Raw genomic sequence first — 17,761 nt, 5'->3', positions numbered from 1 at the left:
ATTTTACCAAATTGTGAGATTCAGGAATACTGCCGCCACTGACCCTGATTGAGACAAACGGTGTGATTGAGCTGTTGCTGAATGTTCTGTTGGCGCTATTGATGCTGAGCTATCCCCTGGCAGCATTGCGCCCGCGTCATGTGCAGAGCCTGTCGTTACTGGCGCTGTTACTGGCGCTGGCGAACGGCTTGCTACAGTGGCTGGCGGGTGGCCGGCCGGGGCCGTTGTTCAGTGCGCACCCGGCCAGTGCGGTGGTGGTATTGGTGGTGACCTTTATTGGCTGGGTGGTGCTGCGCTTTGCCTGGCGTTATCTCGCTGGTGAGCCGCGGCGAGCAGATTTTATTCGCGGCATGCTGTGGTTGCTGGCCGGGGTGGTGCTGGTGGTGACTACCAATCATGCTCTGGTATTTTTGGCCGGTTGGGTCGGCATAAGCCTGGCACTGCACCGCTTGTTGTTGTTTTATCCGGAGCGACCCCGGGCCCAATTGGCGGCCCATAAAAAATTCCTGCTGGCACGCTCGGCAGAGCTGGCCCTGGCAACGGCCCTGGCTCTGCTTTATGTCGAGCATCACAGCTTTTACCTGTACGAACTTCTGCAACCAACGCCGGGCATCGCCGGGCAAGTGGCCGCCGTGTTGATTGCTATTGCGGCGCTTATCAAGTGTGCCCAGTTGCCGGTGCATGGCTGGCTTATTCAGGTCGTAGAAGCGCCAACACCGGTATCGGCGTTGCTGCATGCCGGTGTGATTAACCTGGGGGGCTACCTGCTGTTATTGGCGTCGCCCTTACTGACGCCAGCGGCCCGCTGGCTGGTATTGCTGGTGGCGGGGGTGTCGCTGGTGTTGGCCACCCTGGCAATGACGCTACAAACCAGCATCAAGGAAAAGTTGGCCTGGTCTACCTCCTCACAAATGGGGCTAATGCTGCTGGAATGTGCCCTTGGCCTGCATGCCCTGGCGCTGCTGCATCTGGCGGCGCACAGCTGCTACAAGGCTTTTAGCTTTCTTAGCAGTGGCGAAGCCGTATCGCTGTGGCTCAGTGAACAGATGGCACCACGGGGTCGCTTGTTCCCTGCGCTGTGGTTGAGCCTGCCGCTGCTGGCCGGCCTCTATTGGCTGGGTGTAAGCGCCGCGGCGCTGGCATTGCTGGCCCTGGCGCTGGTGTTGTCCGGGCCCCTGGCCGCGTTGGCGCTCAGTGCCGGTTATCTCCTGCAAAAAGAGTTGTTTGAACAGCTGCTGTTGAATCAACCGAGCGGCATGTTACCGGCGCTGTGGGTGGTGGCGCTGGCTCTGGTGCTGCTGGTGGGCTTTGTGCTGGTCAGTAACCCGGCTCGGGTACGGCTGCGCCACTGGCTGCAGGCCGGGTGTTTTCTTGACCACTGGGCTACCCACCTGACTTTGTTACTGTGGCCTGCACCCGCACTCAGTGGCCGTTTTAACCGTCTGAGTAATAAGGAGTCGCTGCTATGAGCCTGCGTGCCGCTTGCGAACGTATTGCCCCGGCATGGCCGCTGGACCAACTGATAGCCATTAACCCCTGGTGGCCGCTGACCGAGCAACCCTTGACGGCGGTGTCGGCACGGTTGGCGGCATTGGCCGGTGTGCGCTGTGTGCTGCCGCTGTCTTTTTACCGCCAGCAAGCGATCAGTTCAGCGGCACTGCAGCAGGCTGCTGATGAGGCTGGCTTGGCGCTGACGGCGCTGCAACAGGCTGAAGAACAGCCGCCGGAGCACTGGCAATCACTGGCGGCGCTGCATCAGCAAAGCACAACCTTTAGCTGGCGTGACGCCATTGTTGACCAGATCAGCCGGTGCTGCGCACTGTACTGGCAGCGTGATGGTTCGCTGTACCAGCACTGGTTGTTACACAGCCGTGATGAAAAAGGCCTGGCGTTATTGCTGGACTGCCCGCAGCTACCGTCATTGCTGGCTCGCCTACCAAGCGATGCGGATGCCATGCTGGCGCTGGCAGAGCAGGATTTTGTTATTGCCCCTGACGACGCTACCGATTTGGGGCATGGCTGGCTGCTGGAGATCAACGGCTGGGCCAGTGCAGCAGCCTACCAACACTGGCAGGCAAAACTGCAAGGGCAGGATTGCCGGCTACTGCCAGAGCTGCTGGCCATTCGGCTGGCCTGGGACTGGCTGACCTTACAGCTTGGCGGCCCGGCGCTACTGCGCCGCTGGCAACGCCAGCCACTGGCAGAGCTATACCAGGCGCATTATCAGCAGCAACAACCTCTTTGGGCCTGGCAGCGGGCGCTGGAGCTGGATTACCAGCATCAGCTGGCCGATGCCTTCGGGCAACCAGCTGCACCACAGCAAAGCCCACTACTACAGGCAGTATTTTGTATTGATGTGCGTTCAGAGCCGCTGCGTCGGGCGCTGGAAGCACAACACCCGGCCATTGAAACCCGCGGTTTTGCCGGCTTTTTTGGCATGCCTCTGGGCGTGGCCAGCGGCCATTATCAGCGGCCACAGTTACCGGGATTATTGGCGCCATCGTTGTGGTTGCGGGATCCGCGACCACAACCGCGTGCTCCCTGGCTTGCGCGGTTGTTAGGTACACCGGGGAGCTTTGGTGCGGTCGAAGCAACCGGCCTGGGTTACGCTGCGGCGCTGTTAAAAGCCAGTGTCTGGCCGTCGGGGCCGCGTTCGGCCTTTGACAAACGCCTGGCTGACTTGCCAGAACCACTGCTGCTGGAAGATGCCGAGGGGCCTTTGGATAAGGGGCGCCAGGCGGCGCTATTGGCGTCGGTGCTTAAAGCGCTGGGGCTGACAGCCCCGGCACCGCTGGTGTTACTGGTTGGCCATGCTGCCAGCAGCTGCAATAACCCCCATGCCGGCGGCCTGGCCTGCGGCGCTTGTGGAGGCCAGAGCGGGGAACTGAATGTGCGGGTGTTGGCACAACTGGCCAATGACGCCGACCTTCGGGCGCTGCTGGCAAGCGAACACGGCATTGACCTGCTCGAAAGTTGCCGTTTTGTGGCGGCGCTGCATGACACCACCAGTGACACCCTGACGCCTTTTGCACCGGTTAATGATGCGGTACGTCGCTGGCTGGATGATGCCAGTCGGCAATGTCGCCAGGAGCGGGCGCGGCGGCTGGGAGAATCGCAGCCGGAAAAACTGCTGCGCCGTGGCCATGACTGGGCGCAAACGCGCCCGGAGTGGGGCCTGGCCGATAATGCCTGTTTCATCATTGCACCACGCCAGCGCAGCCGCCATCTGAACCTGGCGGGGCGGGCCTTTTTGCATGACTACCAATGGCATCAGGACCAGGACTTTAGCCAACTGGACAGCCTACTGACAGCCCCCATGGTGGTAGCGCACTGGATCAACATGCAATACAACGCCTCGGTTACGGAGCCGCGGCGTTACGGCAGTGGCAATAAAATTTTGCACAACCCGGTTGCCAACCTGGGCGTATTGGAGGGGCAGGGCGGCGATTTACGCATTGGCTTGCCCTGGCAGTCAGTGCATGACGGCCAGCAACTCCAGCACCGGCCACAACGGCTTTGTGTGGTGGTCGCCGCCCCGCAACAGGCCCTGCAAGCGGCCGTGAACCGCCATCAGCAAGTGCGGCAACTGGTCGACAACCATTGGCTGACGCTGCTGCAACTGGATGACGACGGCCGGTTACACCGGCTTTATCAAAATACCTTCGAGGAGGTGACATCATGAACGGCCAAGCTTACCCGCAACTGGCATTGTTGACCTGTCACGGTAAAGGCGAGGTTATCGGCCCTTTACTGGCTGAACATTGCGGCACCGGCCTGGTGGTCACCGACGCTTTTGATACCGATCAGCTGGGCACCTTTTCCGGCGAGATAGCACGTACTTTACCCGCTCTTGATTGCGCTACCCGCAAAGCCGAACTGGCTTGTGAGTTGACCGGCCTGAGCGTTGGCCTGGGCAGTGAAGGTGGGGTCGGCGAAGTACCGGCAGGGGGGTTATTGCCCTGGCATCAGGAGCTGGTGGTGCTGGTCGACAGTGAGCGGGATCTGCGCATTGTTGGCCGCCATGAAGGCCCGGCATTTCAACGCCAACAACGCTGCACTGACTGGCCAACACTAGCGGCCTTTTTTAACGACGCTGGGCCGGAACAAGCCGTGTTGCTGCGTAATAAAGAGCAACTGCGCAAAGGCCTGACGACGCTCGATAACCTGAAATTGGCATTTGAAGAATTGGGTGGCGAGGTTGACGCTGAACTGGATTTGCGCGCCCATTTGTCGGTGCGTCGTCGCCAGCGCATCGCGGCTGCTACCCATAATTTGATTGAGCAGTTGCAATCACTTTGCCCAGCCTGTGACAGCCCCGGTTTTTGGGTAGAGCGCGGGGAGCCTGGCTTACCTTGCGCTGCCTGTGGCCAGGCAACCTGGCGGATGCGGGCGCGGATCTGGCATTGCCCGGCTTGCCAGTATCAGGTGCGCCGGCCGGTTAAAGAAGCGCTGGCAGAGCCGCGCCATTGCCAGGTATGTAACCCTTGACCCGTTATTTGACAGAGCCGGCAGAAGCTGCGGCGCTGCTGGCCCGGGGGGAGTTAGTCGCGCTGCCTACTGAAACAGTCTACGGCCTGGCTGCAGATGCCCGTGATCCAGTAGCGTTAGCGGCTATTTTTGCTGCCAAAGAGCGGCCCAGCCAGCACCCGCTGATCGTGCATTTATCTTGTGTTGATGAGCTTACTGAATGGGTCAGTCATGTTCCGGAATCAGCCCATTTGCTGGCTGCACAGTGCTGGCCAGGGCCACTTACGCTGCTACTAAAGCGCCACCCCAGCGTTAGTGATGTGGTCACCGGTGGCCGCGATACGGTGGCCGTCAGATTGTCGGCTCAGCCGCTCTTTGCCGCAACCCTGAATGCGCTTGGCCGGGCGGTGGCCGCGCCGTCAGCCAATCGCCACAAACGTATCAGCCCCACCTGTGCCGCGGATGTCATTGCCGAACTGGACGGGCGCATAGCCGGCGTACTGGACGGCGGCCCCTGTGAATGGGGGTTGGAGTCGACCATCATTGATTTAACGGGGCCGCCAACAGTGCTGCGCCCAGGGCCTGTTACGGTCAATGCTTTGGCCGCCATCCTTGGGCAAAGCGTGGCGCAGCCAGGGCAGCACAATGTTGCCGTACCCGGGAATATGCGCGCCCACTATCAGCCTCGGGCCGCGGTACGCATTGTCGATGGCGATGAATTAGCCACATTGCGGTTAGATGGGCATGTGGCGGTGATGCCGCTGTCGCAGCCCCTTGGTCACTGGCCAGCGTTGCCTATGGAGCCGGTGGCTTACGGTAAGCTCCTATACCGGCGGCTACGGGATCTTGATGGCCCCGAGGTGGATACCATTGTTGTGGAGAGCCCGCCTACAACAGCGCCCTGGCAAGCGGTATGGGACCGCCTGGCCAGAGCCGCTGCTGGCTGAGCGGTTACTCGTAACGTAAGGCATCAATGGGGTGCAGGTTAGCGGCTTTAAAGGCCGGCAAGATACCAAAAATCACCCCGACCGATGCTGAAAACCCCAGTGACAGTGCTACCGCCCACCAGGGCACTGTCGCCGCTGGTAAGCTCGGTATCATGGCCGTTATCAGCATTGCCAACCCATAGCCGACCGCCAGGCCAATAATGCCACCCAGTAAGCATAACAGCACCGCTTCAGCCAGAAACTGCCAGAGAATATGGCCACGGGTGGCGCCGAGGGCTTTTAAAATGCCAATTTCGCGGGTGCGTTCGGTCACCGACACCAGCATGATGTTCATGATACCGATACCGCCTACCAGTAACGATACGCCTACTACACCTGCAGCCACCAATGTGGTGGTATTGGTGATTTCGCCTACTCGTTCTTGCATCTGCTTGGCCGTTTGTAGCTCAAAGTCATCATCCTGGCCTTTGCTCAGACCATGGTTGCGGCGTAGCAGTTTTTTCAGGCGGCTGATCACCTGCTGCTGTTTATCCATGTTATCCACTGCCATACCCACTGACAGGTTAGGCGTTGACACAAAACCCAGTAGCGAACGGGCGGTAGAGTAGGGCACCAGTACCCGGTCATCCTGATCAAAGCCAAACAATTTGCCGCGTTCTTCCAGTACGCCGATGATCTTGAACCACTCCTGGCCCAATTGCAGGTACTGTCCTACCGGATCGCCTTTGATTTGCAGATTTTTGACCACGGTTTTGCCCAGTACCGCCACCCGGCGCCGGGCTTTGGCATCGGCGCGGGAGAAAAAGCGCCCCTGGCTGGTGTACACACCGTAGAGATCATCAAAGGCATAACCGACACCGACAATCAGGCTGCTGGCTTTGCGGCCCCGGTAACTCAGCGCACTGAGGGCGCCGGGCAGCGGTGTTGTTACGGTGACGGACGACACTCCCGGCACGCGATCGCGGATGCTTTGCACGTCTTTTTCGGTAATGCGAGCAAAGTTACCGGTGATCTGATCTTTTAAGGGCGTGTAAGCCCGCACCGTCAGTACATTGGTACCCATACCCGCAAACTGCTTATCGATACTGGCCGTCAGTCCCTGAACAACTGCTACCACAGCGATAACCGAGGCGATACCGATGACGATGCCAAGGGTGGTCAGTACCGAGCGCAGGCCGTGGGCACGAATAGCGTTAATCGCGGCGCGCAGGCTTTCACCGGCGGTGACAAAAATACGCTCAGACACGGCGGCTCTCCTCTCCGTCCACCAGGCTGTCAGTGGTAATGGCACCGTCCATCACCCTTACTACCCGCTCACAATGGTTAGCAATATCCTGCTCATGAGTTACCACCACTATGGTCTGACCGTCCTGATGCAGTTCGTCAAACAGTGTCATGATGTCGCGGGTGGTTTTTGAATCCAGGTTACCGGTAGGTTCGTCGGCCAGTAATATAGAGGGCTGGGTCACCAGTGCTCGGGCAATAGCCACCCGTTGGCGCTGGCCACCGGAGAGCTGGTTAGGGCGGTGTTTGGCACGGTCAGCCAGGCCAACCCGCTCCAGCGCCGTCAGTGCCCGCTCGCGCCGTTCTTTCAGGCCAACCCCCTGATAAACCAGTGGTTGTGCCACGTTATCCAGAGAGCTGGCGCGGGGCAGTAAGTTAAAGCTCTGAAAAATAAAGCCAATTCTATTATTGCGAATGCCAGCCAGAGCATTGGCGTCAAGGCCGGCGACATCTTGGCCGGCTAGCCAGTAGTGGCCTTCGGTGGGAACGTCCAGGCAGCCAAGAATATTCAGCAAGGTTGATTTTCCTGAGCCGGACGGGCCGATAATGGCCACATAGTCATTATCGCGAATAGCCAGGTCGACACCGGTCAGCGCCCAAAATTGCTGATCGCCCATGTGGAAGGCTTTTTTAATGCCTTCGAGGCGGATCACATCACTTTTTGACATGTACCGTTGCCCCGTCGGTGAGGGTGCGTAGCACCTGGGCCGGGCCTTTGATCACCTCTTCGCCGACCTTCATGCCGCTGGTGATGGCCTGGTTGCTATCGTCAGACAGACCCAGTTTGACGTCGACCCGTTTGGCCTTACCGTCGACCACCGTCAGCAGGTACGGCTTGTCGTCTTTGCTGTACTGCACTGCTTCTACGGGTACCACCAGGGCGTTTTTGTCGGTTTGGGTGAAGATTTCTGCCCGACAGCTCATGCCGGGGCGAATTTCCTTGCCCTTAAGGTCGGTCAGTAACACTTTTACAGTAAAGCTGCGCCCTTGCCGGCCAGGGGCTTGCCGGGCGGTGGTGGCAATGGTGTCAACATGGCCTTTTAAGGCGGTGTCGGGAAAGGCTACGGCATAAATATCTGCCTGTTGGCCTTTTTTCACACCCGCGATATCGGCTTCATCCACTTCCACTTCGGTGAGGATGGCGGAGGTGTCCGCCAGGGTCATCAGGCTGGAACCAATGATGTTGGTGGTGCCCTGAATAACGGTTTCACCCACTTTCACATCTACTGCTGTAACCACGCCATCCATGGGGGCATAAAAACGGGTTTTCGCCAGCGCCTGCTTGGCTTTATCCAGTGAGGCCTGAGCCTGTTTCAACGACTGCTTGCGCGAGCTGAGGTCAATTTTGGCCAGTTGCAGATCAGAGACCGCCTGATCGTAGCTGTCGGTGTCCAGCAACCCCTTGGCATGCAAGTCAATCTTGCGCTGTACCTGTTCTTTAAGGGTGGCCAGGTAAGACTCCTGCCGTTCAATGGCGATGCGGCTCTGGTTTACCAGCGCTGCCTGGGCATCCACTTCGGCCTGGTAGGTCTGTGGGTCCAGGGTCATCAGCAACTGCCCTTTTTTGATGTGATCGCCTTCCTCGACATTAACGGTCTGCACGATGCCGGGTACTTCCGAGCGAAGCTGCACCTGCTCTTTGTATTCGAGGGTGCCAGACGCCAGCACCGAATGGCGAATGGGGGCCTCGGTAACTTTGGTCACCTCAACCCCAACTCCGGCGGGGCCCCGGCCAGCTTTGGCCCAGACTACCAGAGCCATGACAACAACAACGGCTAAGCCGATTAACCAGGAGCGCATAACTCAGTTTCCGATAAAGAGGTTGATTACAGCCCAGCCACCAAAAATGATCACATAAGGGGCAGCGGCGGCAAACCAGGCCTGGCCGCTGGGGATGTTGGTCCACTTGCGGATCCCTAACTGGGTTAGCCCCATCCCCCAGAGGGTGAACAATGACAGGGTGTTGGTCAGGCTAGACCAATGCGATGTCATCGGCAGGCCCAGAACAGTGTTGAGCGATAAAATGTTCAATTCAGTTGGGCCCGGCAAAGAGGAAGCCAGGGCAAGAGCGATCAAAATGACGTAGTTCAGCAGTTCAGGAATGCGTGCCCAGACCGCTAATGCAAACCAGTCACCAAAATTATGGGTATTGGATTCGTCAGACTTGGTCACCATATTCAGATAAGCACCATGCAGTGCAAACAAAATCGGCGAGATAACTAACAAACCGACCGCTGCCGTAACGGCCATGCGCATTGGCGTCAACAGTTCAGAAGTTTGCTTTATGGCTTCCGGGCCTTTATCGGCCATTGGCGCCATAATTTGTGCCTTGATCATGGCCCATTCGCCGCTACCCATATAGTAATAAAACGAAAAGGCCACACCTGAACCGACGTAGAGCAAAAAGGCCAGCCAGGTCCAGCCCTTGTGGCTATCGACTCCCCGTAGCGCCTTGGCGGGGGCCACGACAATATCAATTACCGCTGCGAATGCAGATTTACTTTCCATGATGCTCTCCACCTCTATCAGCCCGTTAAATCGGCTTTTTATTGCCTGAGTGTCCGGTTTTGGTACTGGTGCTGTCAAGGTTGCCGGTGAGGCATTCACAGCTTGTAACACTTTGCAGCAGCGGGAAAAATAGCCACTGGGCATGATAGTGAATGCACTTAAAACAAGGACCGTCTGAGGGTCCGGTAGGGGAGAACGGGTAATGATCAAAGTAACCGGGCTGGCTAAGCGCTTTGCCGTGCCGGATCCTAAAAAGCTCAGTGAAGAAGAAAAAGCGGACCCGCGCCTTAAAGGGCGTTTTTTTCATTCGGTTCGTGATGTCCATTTTCACTGTGGAGAAGGCGAAGTGCTGGGGCTTTTGGGCCCTAATGGCGCCGGCAAAACCACAACCTTGCGGTTGTTGTCATCGGCATTGACACCCGATGGCGGCAGTATTGAGGTTGGCGGTATTGATGTGGTGAAAAACCCGGGTGCGGCTCGGGCCCGCATCGGCTTTTTATCTTCCAGTACCGGCCTTTATGGCCGCCTGACAGCACAGGAAAACGTTGCCTACTTCGGCCGGATGCACGGCCTGGACGGTGACGCTCTGCAAGCGCGCATGGATACGCTGTTTAGCCTGCTGGACATGAAATCTTTCTTGCACCGCCGGGCCGAGCAGATGTCATCGGGTATGAAGCAGCGAACCTCCATCGCCCGAGCGCTGGTGCACAACCCGAAGGTGGTGATCCTCGATGAACCGACAACAGGCCTCGATATCATGGCGACCGAAACCGTCATGCATGTGGTACGTCATTTAAAAGAGCAGGGCACACCGGTGATTTTCTCCACCCATCATCTTGATGAAGTAGCCAGTTTGTGTGACCGGGTTACGGTGATTAATCAGGGCCAGACAGTGTTTGACGACACGCTGGAGGTGTTTGCCCAGCAAGGGCCTGATCTGCGTGAAGCGCTGTTAGCCATGGTGGCTAACAAGGAGGTGGCCTGATGTGGACCCTATATAAAAAAGAATTCCTTGAGTTACTGCGTGACCGTAAAACGCTGTTTTTTACTATCGCTATGCCGCTACTGATCTTCCCGCTGCTTTTCGGCGGCATTGGCATGATCACCGCCAATCAGATCAAAAAGGCGCAGAACGAACAGCTAAAAGTAGCCTTTACCCGCGCCATACCAGAGGTCACTTCTGCTTTTACCGATGTGAACAACTTCACACTGGTTAAAGATGCCAACCTCAGCGACATCGCCAGCACCATTAAAAGTGGCAAAGTGGATGTGGTGATTGCCATTCCGGCCGACTTTGACGGTAGTACCCTGCGCCAGAGTGAGTGGAAGGTGTATTTTAATGACGCCTCGTCAATCAAGTCGGTGATGACGCGGGTCAACAAAGCGTTGGCACCGATGGAAAAACAACTGCGCCAGCGTTACGCCGCCTCGGCAGGTATTGACGAACCGGTGCGCCTGGCCCTGGCTCAGCCGTTGAAGCTGGAAAAGGTCTCTGTGGCCGACAAACGGGAGTCCATTGGCGAAAAGATTGGCGGCTTTTTACCTTATATTCTGTTTTTCACCTGCTTGATGGGCGCCATGATGCCGGCCATCGACCTTGGCGCCGGTGAAAAGGAGCGGGGAACCCTGGAAACATTGCTGCTGTCGCCGGTACCGCGTACTCAACTGGTGTTGGGTAAATTCATGGTGGTGTTCACCACGGCGGTGGTGGCGGCCTTGCTGTCACTGATCAGCTTCGGCGTCTGGGGCATTATTATCGGCCAGCAGTTTGCCATCAGTGCCATCGTGAAAGTGTTCTCGTCCATTGGCGTCAGTGACATGTTGCTGGTGTTATTGATGTTGATCCCTATCGCCGCCATTTTTGCCGCGGCAATGTTGTCGCTGTCGGTTTATGCCCGCAGTTACAAGGAAGCGCAGAACTACATGGGGATGCTGAATCTGCCACTTATTATGCCGATCATCATTGCCATGCTGCCGGGTGTTAACCTCAATGCCCAGTGGGCACTGGTGCCGATCACTAACGTGGCCTTGGCCATCAAGGAAATCCTCAAGGGCACCATCAACTACAACATGCTGGGGCTGATCATGCTGTCGACCGTGGTCATCGCCGGATTGTTGATCAGTTTTTGTGTCTACACCTTCAAGCAGGAAAAGGTGTTGTTCCGGTAAAAAATAAAGGCGCCGCAAGGCGCCTTTATTCTAATTTATCGAACAGTATCTCTATAAAACTGCGATTTTATTTCTAGTTTAGTTAAGTAAAGTAATGCCTGTTGTTGTGATTAACGAGGCATCCCCCATGAAAAAAGTGTTGCTTATTACCAGTTCGCTGTTTGGCGAAAGCGGTAACTCTGCTGAACTGGCCCAGACTTTTAAAGCTGCCGTTGCGGATAACCCGGCGCTGGCTATTACCGAACGGGATCTGGTGGCCAACCCGCTTCCCCATTTGGACGCTACAGAAATGCAGAGCTGGATGACCGACCCGGCCGAACGCACTCCGGCGCAGCAGGCTTTAGCCAGCCGTTCTGATCAGTTGATTGAGGAGTTACAGGCTCATGATCTGATTGTGCTGGCCGTCCCCATGTACAACCTGGGTATTCCCAGCCAGATGAAGGCCTACCTGGACCGCCTGGCCCGTGCCGGCGTCACCTTCAAGTACACCGAAAATGGCCCTGTCGGTTTGGTCAATGGCAAACAGGTGCTAGTGCTGGCGGCCCGTGGTGGCGTTTATGCCGGCTCTGATATGGACGCGCAAACCCCGTATTTGAAGTCGTTGCTGGGGCTGATGGGCATGACCGATGTTCGTTTTGTCTATGCCGAGGGCTTGAATATGGGTGAAGAGCCCAAACAGCAAGCCATGGCGGCTGCCAAAGCAAGCATTCGCGAGCTGGCTGACGTATTGTGAACCCGTCTAAAAAAGCCCGGCAACGCCGGGCTTTTTTACTATTTTAAAACCACAACATCACCAACGAGGGCCACGCCAGCGATAATGGCTCCAGCGCCACACTTGAACGTGGTGTTGCTGGTTGTCTCGTTGTTTCGGTAGTTAGAGCGAATATTGATAACGGCATTGCCACCATCCGCAATGGCTCGTTTTTTCAATGCCTTCATCGCGGAAAGAAAAACCCACTGACAGGCCTCTTTATCGCTTTTAGCAAAGGCACTGGTTTTCTGATTGGTGCGAATTTCACCAAGGTTTTTACTTACTGAACCGTGCTTTTGTGAGCCAAAGTAAAACTGAATATCGCTCCCGAGTATTTGTGCCGCTTTGGGGTGAGACATCGCCTCTTTGACTGAGTAGTCGGCAACGGTATCCCGTGCTATGGCAGGAAAAGACAGAGAGCTTGCTAGTGCCAAACCACACAACACTGCTTTTTTGTTCATTTTTCTTCCTTGGAACTGACTAACATCTGTCAGTCATACTCTATAAGAAGTCCTTTATAAGGGGAACTGCTTCTACATATAACTTGTTGTAACCCTGTGCTTTTTTTAAAACAACAAACGTAACAGTGGGTTGGCTAACCGCCCCAATGGCCCGGTAAAAGTCAGTGGTGCGCTGAGTACGGTAAAACACAGGCAACTGTTATTGCTAGTGTAAGGCTGGTGTTCATCCTCTGGTGTTTTACAAAGAAAGTCACCTTCATGATAAACCCCGCTTTCATCGGCAAGATTGCCGCCTATGAGCAAGGTGATCTCATCCCCTTCGTGAGTATGACGGGGAATGCGAGTGTCACGGTCAATGTAAAGAAAGCTGGCTTTGGCGGCCTGCTCACCTAGGTCAATATCGGCGCTCCAAACCTTTGAACCTAACCGCCGCCAGCTACCCAGTTGCGCTACCAACGGCTGCAGGCTACGCGGCAATTGAAAGGTCTCACCATTGACAGTCAGGCTGCTGGGGTGCTCACTGCGCCCATCAACCGTTGCTGTTGCTGGCTGTTTGTCGAGCTGGCTCAGTAGTGATGACAGCAGCTGGTTGTCAACCTCAACAACGCCGCTAAAGGCCTGTTCGGCCGCTTGTTCTTCAAGTTCACTGGCTCTGGCCTGACAATAGCTGCATTGCTCCAGGTGGGCCGCCAGGGCGGCACTGGTAGCCGCAGGCAATTGGCCATTCATATGCTCGGCCAGCAAGGCTTGTTTGGGGTGGTACTTAGTGTTCACGATGCAAATGCTCCTTGAGCCTTTCCAGCGCCAGGCGCACCCGTGATTTCACGGTGCCCAGGGGAATACCTAAATCGTCGGCCGCTTCTTGTTGGGTCATATCGTTGACGTAGATACGTTCAATCACCTGGCGTTGCGGCTCTGGCAAAATGGCCAGACTGGCCAGGGTTTGCTCGGTCAGAATGGTTTCATCGGCGGGTTGTTGCTCGGCTTCGTGGTTTTCCAGTGGCCACAGGTCGTCGCCACTGAGAATGTCAGGGCGGGAAGCCTGGCGGCGCATCATGTCGTAGCTTTGATTTCGGGCCACCCGGTACACCCAGGTACTCACCGCGGCTTTTTGCGGATCGTACAGGTGTGCTTTGTTCCAGATGATCAGCAGCGTTTCTTGTACCAGCTCCAGTGCTTGCTGCTCGTTTTTGAACTGTTTGAAACCGAACGCTTTGAGCCGTGGTGCGAAGTATTTAAAAACGCGGGCAAAAGCGGCCTTGCAGCGTGAACCGCCGATACGGGCCAGATCTTCTGCCAAAGCATCATTATCCACGTTAGCTACTGCCTGTTGGCGTGTTGTAGCGCCAGTATATCCTGCTTTGCCGAGCGCGAAAGTCGCCATTTTTCCTCCCAGGGGCACGTCGCAGCCGCGGTATTTCAATCTCTACGCAGCTTCATTGGCGATGGATCACCGGTTGCCTACGGCAACGTTCAGAGCAGTATTTGACGTTGTCCCAGTCACGGGCCCACATACGGCGTCAACGAAACGGCCGCTGGCACACCGGACAGATCTTTTCTGGCATCACAGCTCGCCGTTGTCGAGTCGTCGCCACAGAGATTGTGCCTGTTGTTCGATGGCCTCGAGCTTGGGCGCACCCCAGCGGGCCAGCGTGCGATAGGGCATGGCCATACGCGGATTGTTTTCCAAATTAGCCCGGTTGCGCAGCAAAAAATGCCAGTAAAAGGCATTGAACGGGCAGGCTTTGGCGCCGGTAAGTTGCTTTACATCAAAGGAGCAGTGCTCGCAGTAGTTGGACATGCGCTGAATGTACTTGCCGGAGGCGGCATAGGGCTTTGATGCCATCAAACCATGATCGGCGTGCATGACCATGCCCAGGGTGTTGGGCAACTCCACCCATTCGTAGGCGTCCAGATACACCGCTAAATACCAGTTGCAGATATCTTTCACTGACAAGCCGGCAATCAGTGCAAAGTTTCCGGTGATCATCAGCCGCTGAATGTGGTGGGCATAGCCGTTATCAAGGCTGTTTCGTAGTGCTTCAGCCATGCAGCGCATCCGGGTTTTGCCGGTCCAGTACAAATCTGGCAGTGGCCGGTGGCTGGCCAGCGCATTTTTGTTTTTGTAATCGGGCATTTGCGTCCAGTAGACACCCCGCACGTATTCGCGCCAACCGAGGATCTGGCGAATAAAGCCCTCCACTGCATTAAGCGGTGCAGTGCCGGCATGATAGGCAGCTTCGGCGGCCTGGCAGGCTTCCCGTGGTGACAGCAGCCCGAGGTTGATGAGCGGTGATAACCGTGAGTGGAACAGCCAGTCTTCGCCAACGGCCATGGCGTCCTGCCAGTTGCCAAAGTGGGGCAGGCGGTAGGCAATAAAATGCGCCAGCTCGGCCTCGGCTTGGGCACGGGTCACCGGAAAATCAAAGGGTCGCAGAGTGCCCATATGGTCAGCAAAGCGGCTTTCGACCAGCGCTAGTACGGCTTCGGTAATGGTATCGGGCGGGCAAGTGGGTAGCGTTGGGCGTGGGGGTACGGTGTCATTGAAACCCTGGCGATTGTCGTGGTCATAATTCCATTTGCCACCAACCGGTTCATTGCCGGCCATCAGGATACCGGTGGCGCGGCGCTGGGCCCGGTAGAAGTGTTCCATACGCCAGGCTTTACGGCCTTCGGCCCAACGGGAAAATTGCTGGCGGGATACGAAAAAACGATCGTCATCCAATATCGTTACCGGCACCTGCAGGCGTTCTTGCCAGTTTGTCATGACGTCCAGCAAACGCCACTCACCCGGCTCAGTCAGTAGTACGGCACCCAGACCGGTGGCTTGTAACGCCAATGCGACTTCCGCTTCAAGGGAAGCGGCAGTGTTATCGAGCGTACGGTAGCGGACTTTTATACCTGCTTTTTGCAGGCGCTTGGCAAAGTGGCGCATGGCACTGAATACCAGCGCCAGCTTTTTCTTGTGGTGTGGGCTGTAGGTGGCCTCGTCCATGACCTCTGCCATCAGCACCAGATCACCTTGCTGGTACTGGCGCAGGCTGGCCAGGTCATCGCTGAGCTGATCGCCCAGCACCAAAATCAGTTTATTCATAAAAAGAAGGCGGGCCAGGCCCGCCACAAAGGGATGGTTAAAGTGCTTTGTCTATGGCATTACGCAGCGCTTCACTGCTTGGTTTAACTTTGCTGGGAAAAAGCGCTATTACCTTGCCGTCTTTGCCCACCAGGTATTTATAAAAATTCCACTTGGGAGATTGGTTATCCGCCTCTCGAGCCAGAATGCGGTACAGCGGGTCGGCATCGGCGCCTTTGACGTGCAGTTTTTCAAACATTGGGAACTGCACTTTGTACTTGGTAAAGCAAACGTCAGCGGTGGTTTTTTCGTTATCGGCTTCCTGGTTGAAATCATCAGAAGGGAAGCCGAGGATCACCAGCCCCTTGTCCTTGTACTCGCTGTAAAGAGCCTCTAGACCTTTGAACTGCGGCGTGTAACCGCAATAGCTGGCGGTATTGACGATCAGCAAGGTCTTGCCCTGATAGGCCTGGCAGAGGTTAACGGTTTGTTCGGAATTGAGCTTGCGCTTGACGAACTTGAGGGTGTCCGGGCAGCTATTGGCGGCCATAACTGGCGTGCTGAGCGATAAGGCCAGCAGGCAAAGCAGTGTTTTTCGCATGAGGTGAACTCCTGACGGTAGTTGTTGCGTACGGGTTAACAGTAAGCCTTGGATCAGGAGTCGTCATGGTTTTTTCGTCGTTACCGGCAGCAAGTACGGCCGTTGTGGTTGGTGCCAGCCGGGGCATCGGCCTGGCGGTGGCCAAAGCTCTGCTAGAGCAGCCGCAGATAAAAGATCTGGTAACCGTTAGCCGCCATGGCAACAGCCCTGTTGGGCAAGCACTGGCGGCTGATATCAGTACTGATACTGGTCGCCGCCGGCTGGCTGAAACCATGGCCGGGCGGCCGTGCCATTTACTAATAAACACCGTTGGCCTGCTACATAACTCAACATTGCAGCCGGAAAAGCGCCTGGAGGAGCTGAATGAGCAAAGTCTGATGGCCAGCCACCAGGTAAACGCTTTTGCGCCGGCCCTGACAGTTGCGGCATTGTGGCCGTCACTGAAACTGGCCGGGCAGGGGCTGATTTGCCACTTTTCGGCACGGGTTGGCTCCATCAGTGACAATCACCTGGGCGGTTGGTACAGCTACCGCGCCGCCAAAGCCAGCCAGAACCAGCTCAACCGCACCCTGGCCATTGAACTGGGGCGGCGGCTACCGGCCATGTATCTGCTGACCTTCCACCCTGGCACTACCGATACTGAGCTATCCGAGCCGTTTCAGGCCAGAGTGCCGCCGGCGAAGCTCTTTACGCCCACCTTTGTGGCCGAACGGCTGTTGGCCCTACTGGCCAAGGCAGGCCCTCAGCACCACGGCGGTTTTTGGGACTGGGACGCTAAGGCGATCGGTTGGTAGGATATCAACAAAAGCTGGGGGCAAAGCTGTGGATAACATCTGGGCCGAGAAGGGCAAGCCACGACTGCGGGGCGTTGTTTATATTGCGTTAATTTTAATCAGTGCTGAGCAACAAAAACCCCGGCACCAGGCCGGGGTTTTTGTTTAGCCTTTTAATACCAGGCTTAAAAACTCATTTCTTGTATTAAAGCAATCCCTTAGCTGGCCAAGCATAACGCTGGAGCGCATTGAGCTGTTCTGTTTTTCAACGCCGCGCATCATCATGCACATGTGCTTGGCTTCAATGATCACACCGACACCTTTGGCACCGGTGACCTCCTGGACCGCCAGGGCAATTTCCCGGGTCAGGTTTTCCTGGATCTGCAAGCGGCGGGCAAACATATCGACAATGCGGGCAAACTTGGACAGGCCAAGTACTTTGCCATCGGGCAGGTAGGCAATATGGGCGCGGCCTACAAAGGGCAGCAGGTGATGCTCACACAATGAATACAGCTCGATATCCTTGACCACGACCATTTCGTCATTGTCAGAGCTAAATACGGCACCATTGACCAGCTCTTCTAAAGACTCATGATAGCCCTTGGTCAAAAATTGCATTGCTTTGGCAGCCCGCTCGGGGGTTTTTTGCAGACCCTCACGCTCCGGGTTTTCGCCCAGGCCGCTGATGATGGCGTGATAATGTTTAGCCAATTGTTCGCTCATGAAA

19 protein-coding genes are annotated in these 17,761 nt (G+C 56.3%); 8 read left to right on the top strand and 11 right to left on the bottom strand.

The window, feature by feature from the left end; genetic code table 11:
* Nucleotides 1-62 precede the first annotated feature (62 nt).
* Genes WDB70_RS07285 through WDB70_RS07270 form a run of 4 tightly spaced genes read left to right on the top strand, consistent with a single transcriptional unit; the run spans nt 63 to nt 5,414 of the window.
* Nucleotides 63-1,469, top strand: coding sequence for a proton-conducting transporter membrane subunit (locus WDB70_RS07285; RefSeq protein WP_406662912.1), 1,407 nt, complete (start codon nt 63-65; stop codon nt 1,467-1,469).
* A complete protein-coding gene (locus tag WDB70_RS07280; RefSeq protein ID WP_406662910.1) occupies nt 1,466-3,682 on the top strand; it encodes a putative inorganic carbon transporter subunit DabA in 2,217 nt (738 codons plus the stop codon). Before WDB70_RS07285 ends, WDB70_RS07280 begins: the two co-directional genes overlap by 4 nt.
* Nucleotides 3,679-4,488 carry a DUF6671 family protein gene (locus tag WDB70_RS07275; RefSeq protein ID WP_406662908.1) on the top strand — a complete coding sequence of 270 codons (810 nt, stop codon included), beginning with the start codon at nt 3,679-3,681 and terminating at the stop codon, nt 4,486-4,488. Before WDB70_RS07280 ends, WDB70_RS07275 begins: the two co-directional genes overlap by 4 nt.
* Complete coding sequence (locus WDB70_RS07270; protein ID WP_406662906.1) at nt 4,485-5,414, top strand: L-threonylcarbamoyladenylate synthase; 930 nt, start codon at nt 4,485-4,487, stop codon at nt 5,412-5,414. The genes WDB70_RS07275 and WDB70_RS07270 overlap by 4 nt, the downstream gene beginning before the upstream one ends.
* A 4-nt stretch (nt 5,415-5,418) precedes the next feature.
* Here WDB70_RS07270 and WDB70_RS07265 read toward each other — a convergent pair whose 3' ends face one another.
* From WDB70_RS07265 to WDB70_RS07250, 4 genes are read right to left on the bottom strand one after another with little or no spacing between them, the layout of a single operon-like run.
* Nucleotides 5,419-6,660 carry an ABC transporter permease gene (locus tag WDB70_RS07265; RefSeq protein WP_406662904.1) on the bottom strand — a complete coding sequence of 414 codons (1,242 nt, stop codon included), beginning with the start codon at nt 6,658-6,660 and terminating at the stop codon, nt 5,419-5,421.
* Nucleotides 6,653-7,366, bottom strand: coding sequence for an ABC transporter ATP-binding protein (locus WDB70_RS07260; RefSeq protein WP_406662902.1), 714 nt, complete (start codon nt 7,364-7,366; stop codon nt 6,653-6,655). Before WDB70_RS07260 ends, WDB70_RS07265 begins: the two co-directional genes overlap by 8 nt.
* The gene (locus WDB70_RS07255) at nt 7,353-8,498 is read right to left on the bottom strand and encodes an efflux RND transporter periplasmic adaptor subunit (protein WP_406662899.1); all 1,146 of its coding nucleotides are present in this window, start codon (nt 8,496-8,498) and stop codon (nt 7,353-7,355) included. Before WDB70_RS07255 ends, WDB70_RS07260 begins: the two co-directional genes overlap by 14 nt.
* Nucleotides 8,499-8,501: 3 nt before the next feature.
* Nucleotides 8,502-9,416 carry a YIP1 family protein gene (locus WDB70_RS07250; protein ID WP_406662897.1) on the bottom strand — a complete coding sequence of 305 codons (915 nt, stop codon included), beginning with the start codon at nt 9,414-9,416 and terminating at the stop codon, nt 8,502-8,504.
* On the opposite strand from WDB70_RS07250, the gene WDB70_RS07245 reads away from it, so the two are divergent.
* The 3 genes from WDB70_RS07245 (at nt 9,409) to WDB70_RS07235 (ending at nt 12,108) form a co-directional block, all read left to right on the top strand.
* On the top strand, nt 9,409-10,191 hold the full coding sequence (locus WDB70_RS07245; protein ID WP_406662895.1) for an ATP-binding cassette domain-containing protein: 783 nt from the start codon (nt 9,409-9,411) through the stop codon (nt 10,189-10,191). The genes WDB70_RS07250 and WDB70_RS07245 overlap by 8 nt on opposite strands.
* On the top strand, nt 10,191-11,375 hold the full coding sequence (locus tag WDB70_RS07240; RefSeq protein ID WP_406662893.1) for an ABC transporter permease subunit: 1,185 nt from the start codon (nt 10,191-10,193) through the stop codon (nt 11,373-11,375). The genes WDB70_RS07245 and WDB70_RS07240 overlap by 1 nt, the downstream gene beginning before the upstream one ends.
* 127 nt (nt 11,376-11,502) lie before the next feature.
* Nucleotides 11,503-12,108, top strand: coding sequence for an FMN-dependent NADH-azoreductase (locus tag WDB70_RS07235; RefSeq protein ID WP_406662891.1), 606 nt, complete (start codon nt 11,503-11,505; stop codon nt 12,106-12,108).
* Between the two features lie 38 nt (nt 12,109-12,146).
* Here the strand turns inward: WDB70_RS07235 and WDB70_RS07230 are convergent, their stop codons facing one another.
* The 6 genes from WDB70_RS07230 to WDB70_RS07205 form a co-directional block, all read right to left on the bottom strand.
* Nucleotides 12,147-12,587, bottom strand: coding sequence for an excinuclease ABC subunit A (locus WDB70_RS07230; protein ID WP_406662889.1), 441 nt, complete (start codon nt 12,585-12,587; stop codon nt 12,147-12,149).
* A 105-nt stretch (nt 12,588-12,692) separates the two neighbouring features.
* Nucleotides 12,693-13,361 (bottom strand): ChrR family anti-sigma-E factor, encoded by a 669-nt coding sequence (locus WDB70_RS07225; protein ID WP_406662887.1) that lies wholly within the window; start codon nt 13,359-13,361, stop codon nt 12,693-12,695.
* Entirely contained in the window at nt 13,351-13,971 is a 621-nt protein-coding gene (locus WDB70_RS07220; protein ID WP_406662885.1) for a sigma-70 family RNA polymerase sigma factor, read from the bottom strand. Before WDB70_RS07220 ends, WDB70_RS07225 begins: the two co-directional genes overlap by 11 nt.
* A 52-nt stretch (nt 13,972-14,023) precedes the next feature.
* Nucleotides 14,024-14,101: a DUF2256 domain-containing protein gene (locus WDB70_RS07215; RefSeq protein ID WP_406668038.1), complete on the bottom strand. Its 78-nt coding sequence runs from the start codon at nt 14,099-14,101 to the stop codon at nt 14,024-14,026.
* 50 nt (nt 14,102-14,151) lie between these two features.
* Nucleotides 14,152-15,681 (bottom strand): cryptochrome/photolyase family protein, encoded by a 1,530-nt coding sequence (locus tag WDB70_RS07210; protein WP_406662883.1) that lies wholly within the window; start codon nt 15,679-15,681, stop codon nt 14,152-14,154.
* A gap of 37 nt (nt 15,682-15,718) precedes the next feature.
* Nucleotides 15,719-16,261 (bottom strand): glutathione peroxidase, encoded by a 543-nt coding sequence (locus tag WDB70_RS07205; RefSeq protein WP_406662881.1) that lies wholly within the window; start codon nt 16,259-16,261, stop codon nt 15,719-15,721.
* Nucleotides 16,262-16,326: 65 nt separating this feature from the next.
* Here WDB70_RS07205 and WDB70_RS07200 point away from each other — a divergent pair, with 65 nt between their 5' ends.
* Complete coding sequence (locus WDB70_RS07200; RefSeq protein WP_406662879.1) at nt 16,327-17,055, top strand: SDR family NAD(P)-dependent oxidoreductase; 729 nt, start codon at nt 16,327-16,329, stop codon at nt 17,053-17,055.
* A gap of 144 nt (nt 17,056-17,199) precedes the next feature.
* Here WDB70_RS07200 and folE read toward each other — a convergent pair whose 3' ends face one another.
* Nucleotides 17,200-17,757 (bottom strand): GTP cyclohydrolase I FolE, encoded by a 558-nt coding sequence (folE, locus tag WDB70_RS07195; protein WP_406662877.1) that lies wholly within the window; start codon nt 17,755-17,757, stop codon nt 17,200-17,202.
* Nucleotides 17,758-17,761: the final 4 nt, after the last annotated feature.

The sequence above is a fragment of the Gallaecimonas aegicerasi genome, assembly GCF_045291545.1.
Taxonomy (GTDB): domain Bacteria; phylum Pseudomonadota; class Gammaproteobacteria; order Enterobacterales; family Gallaecimonadaceae; genus Gallaecimonas.
The sequence above is the reverse complement of the archived record's forward strand: the minus strand, read 5'-3'. Positions and strand labels throughout refer to the sequence as shown.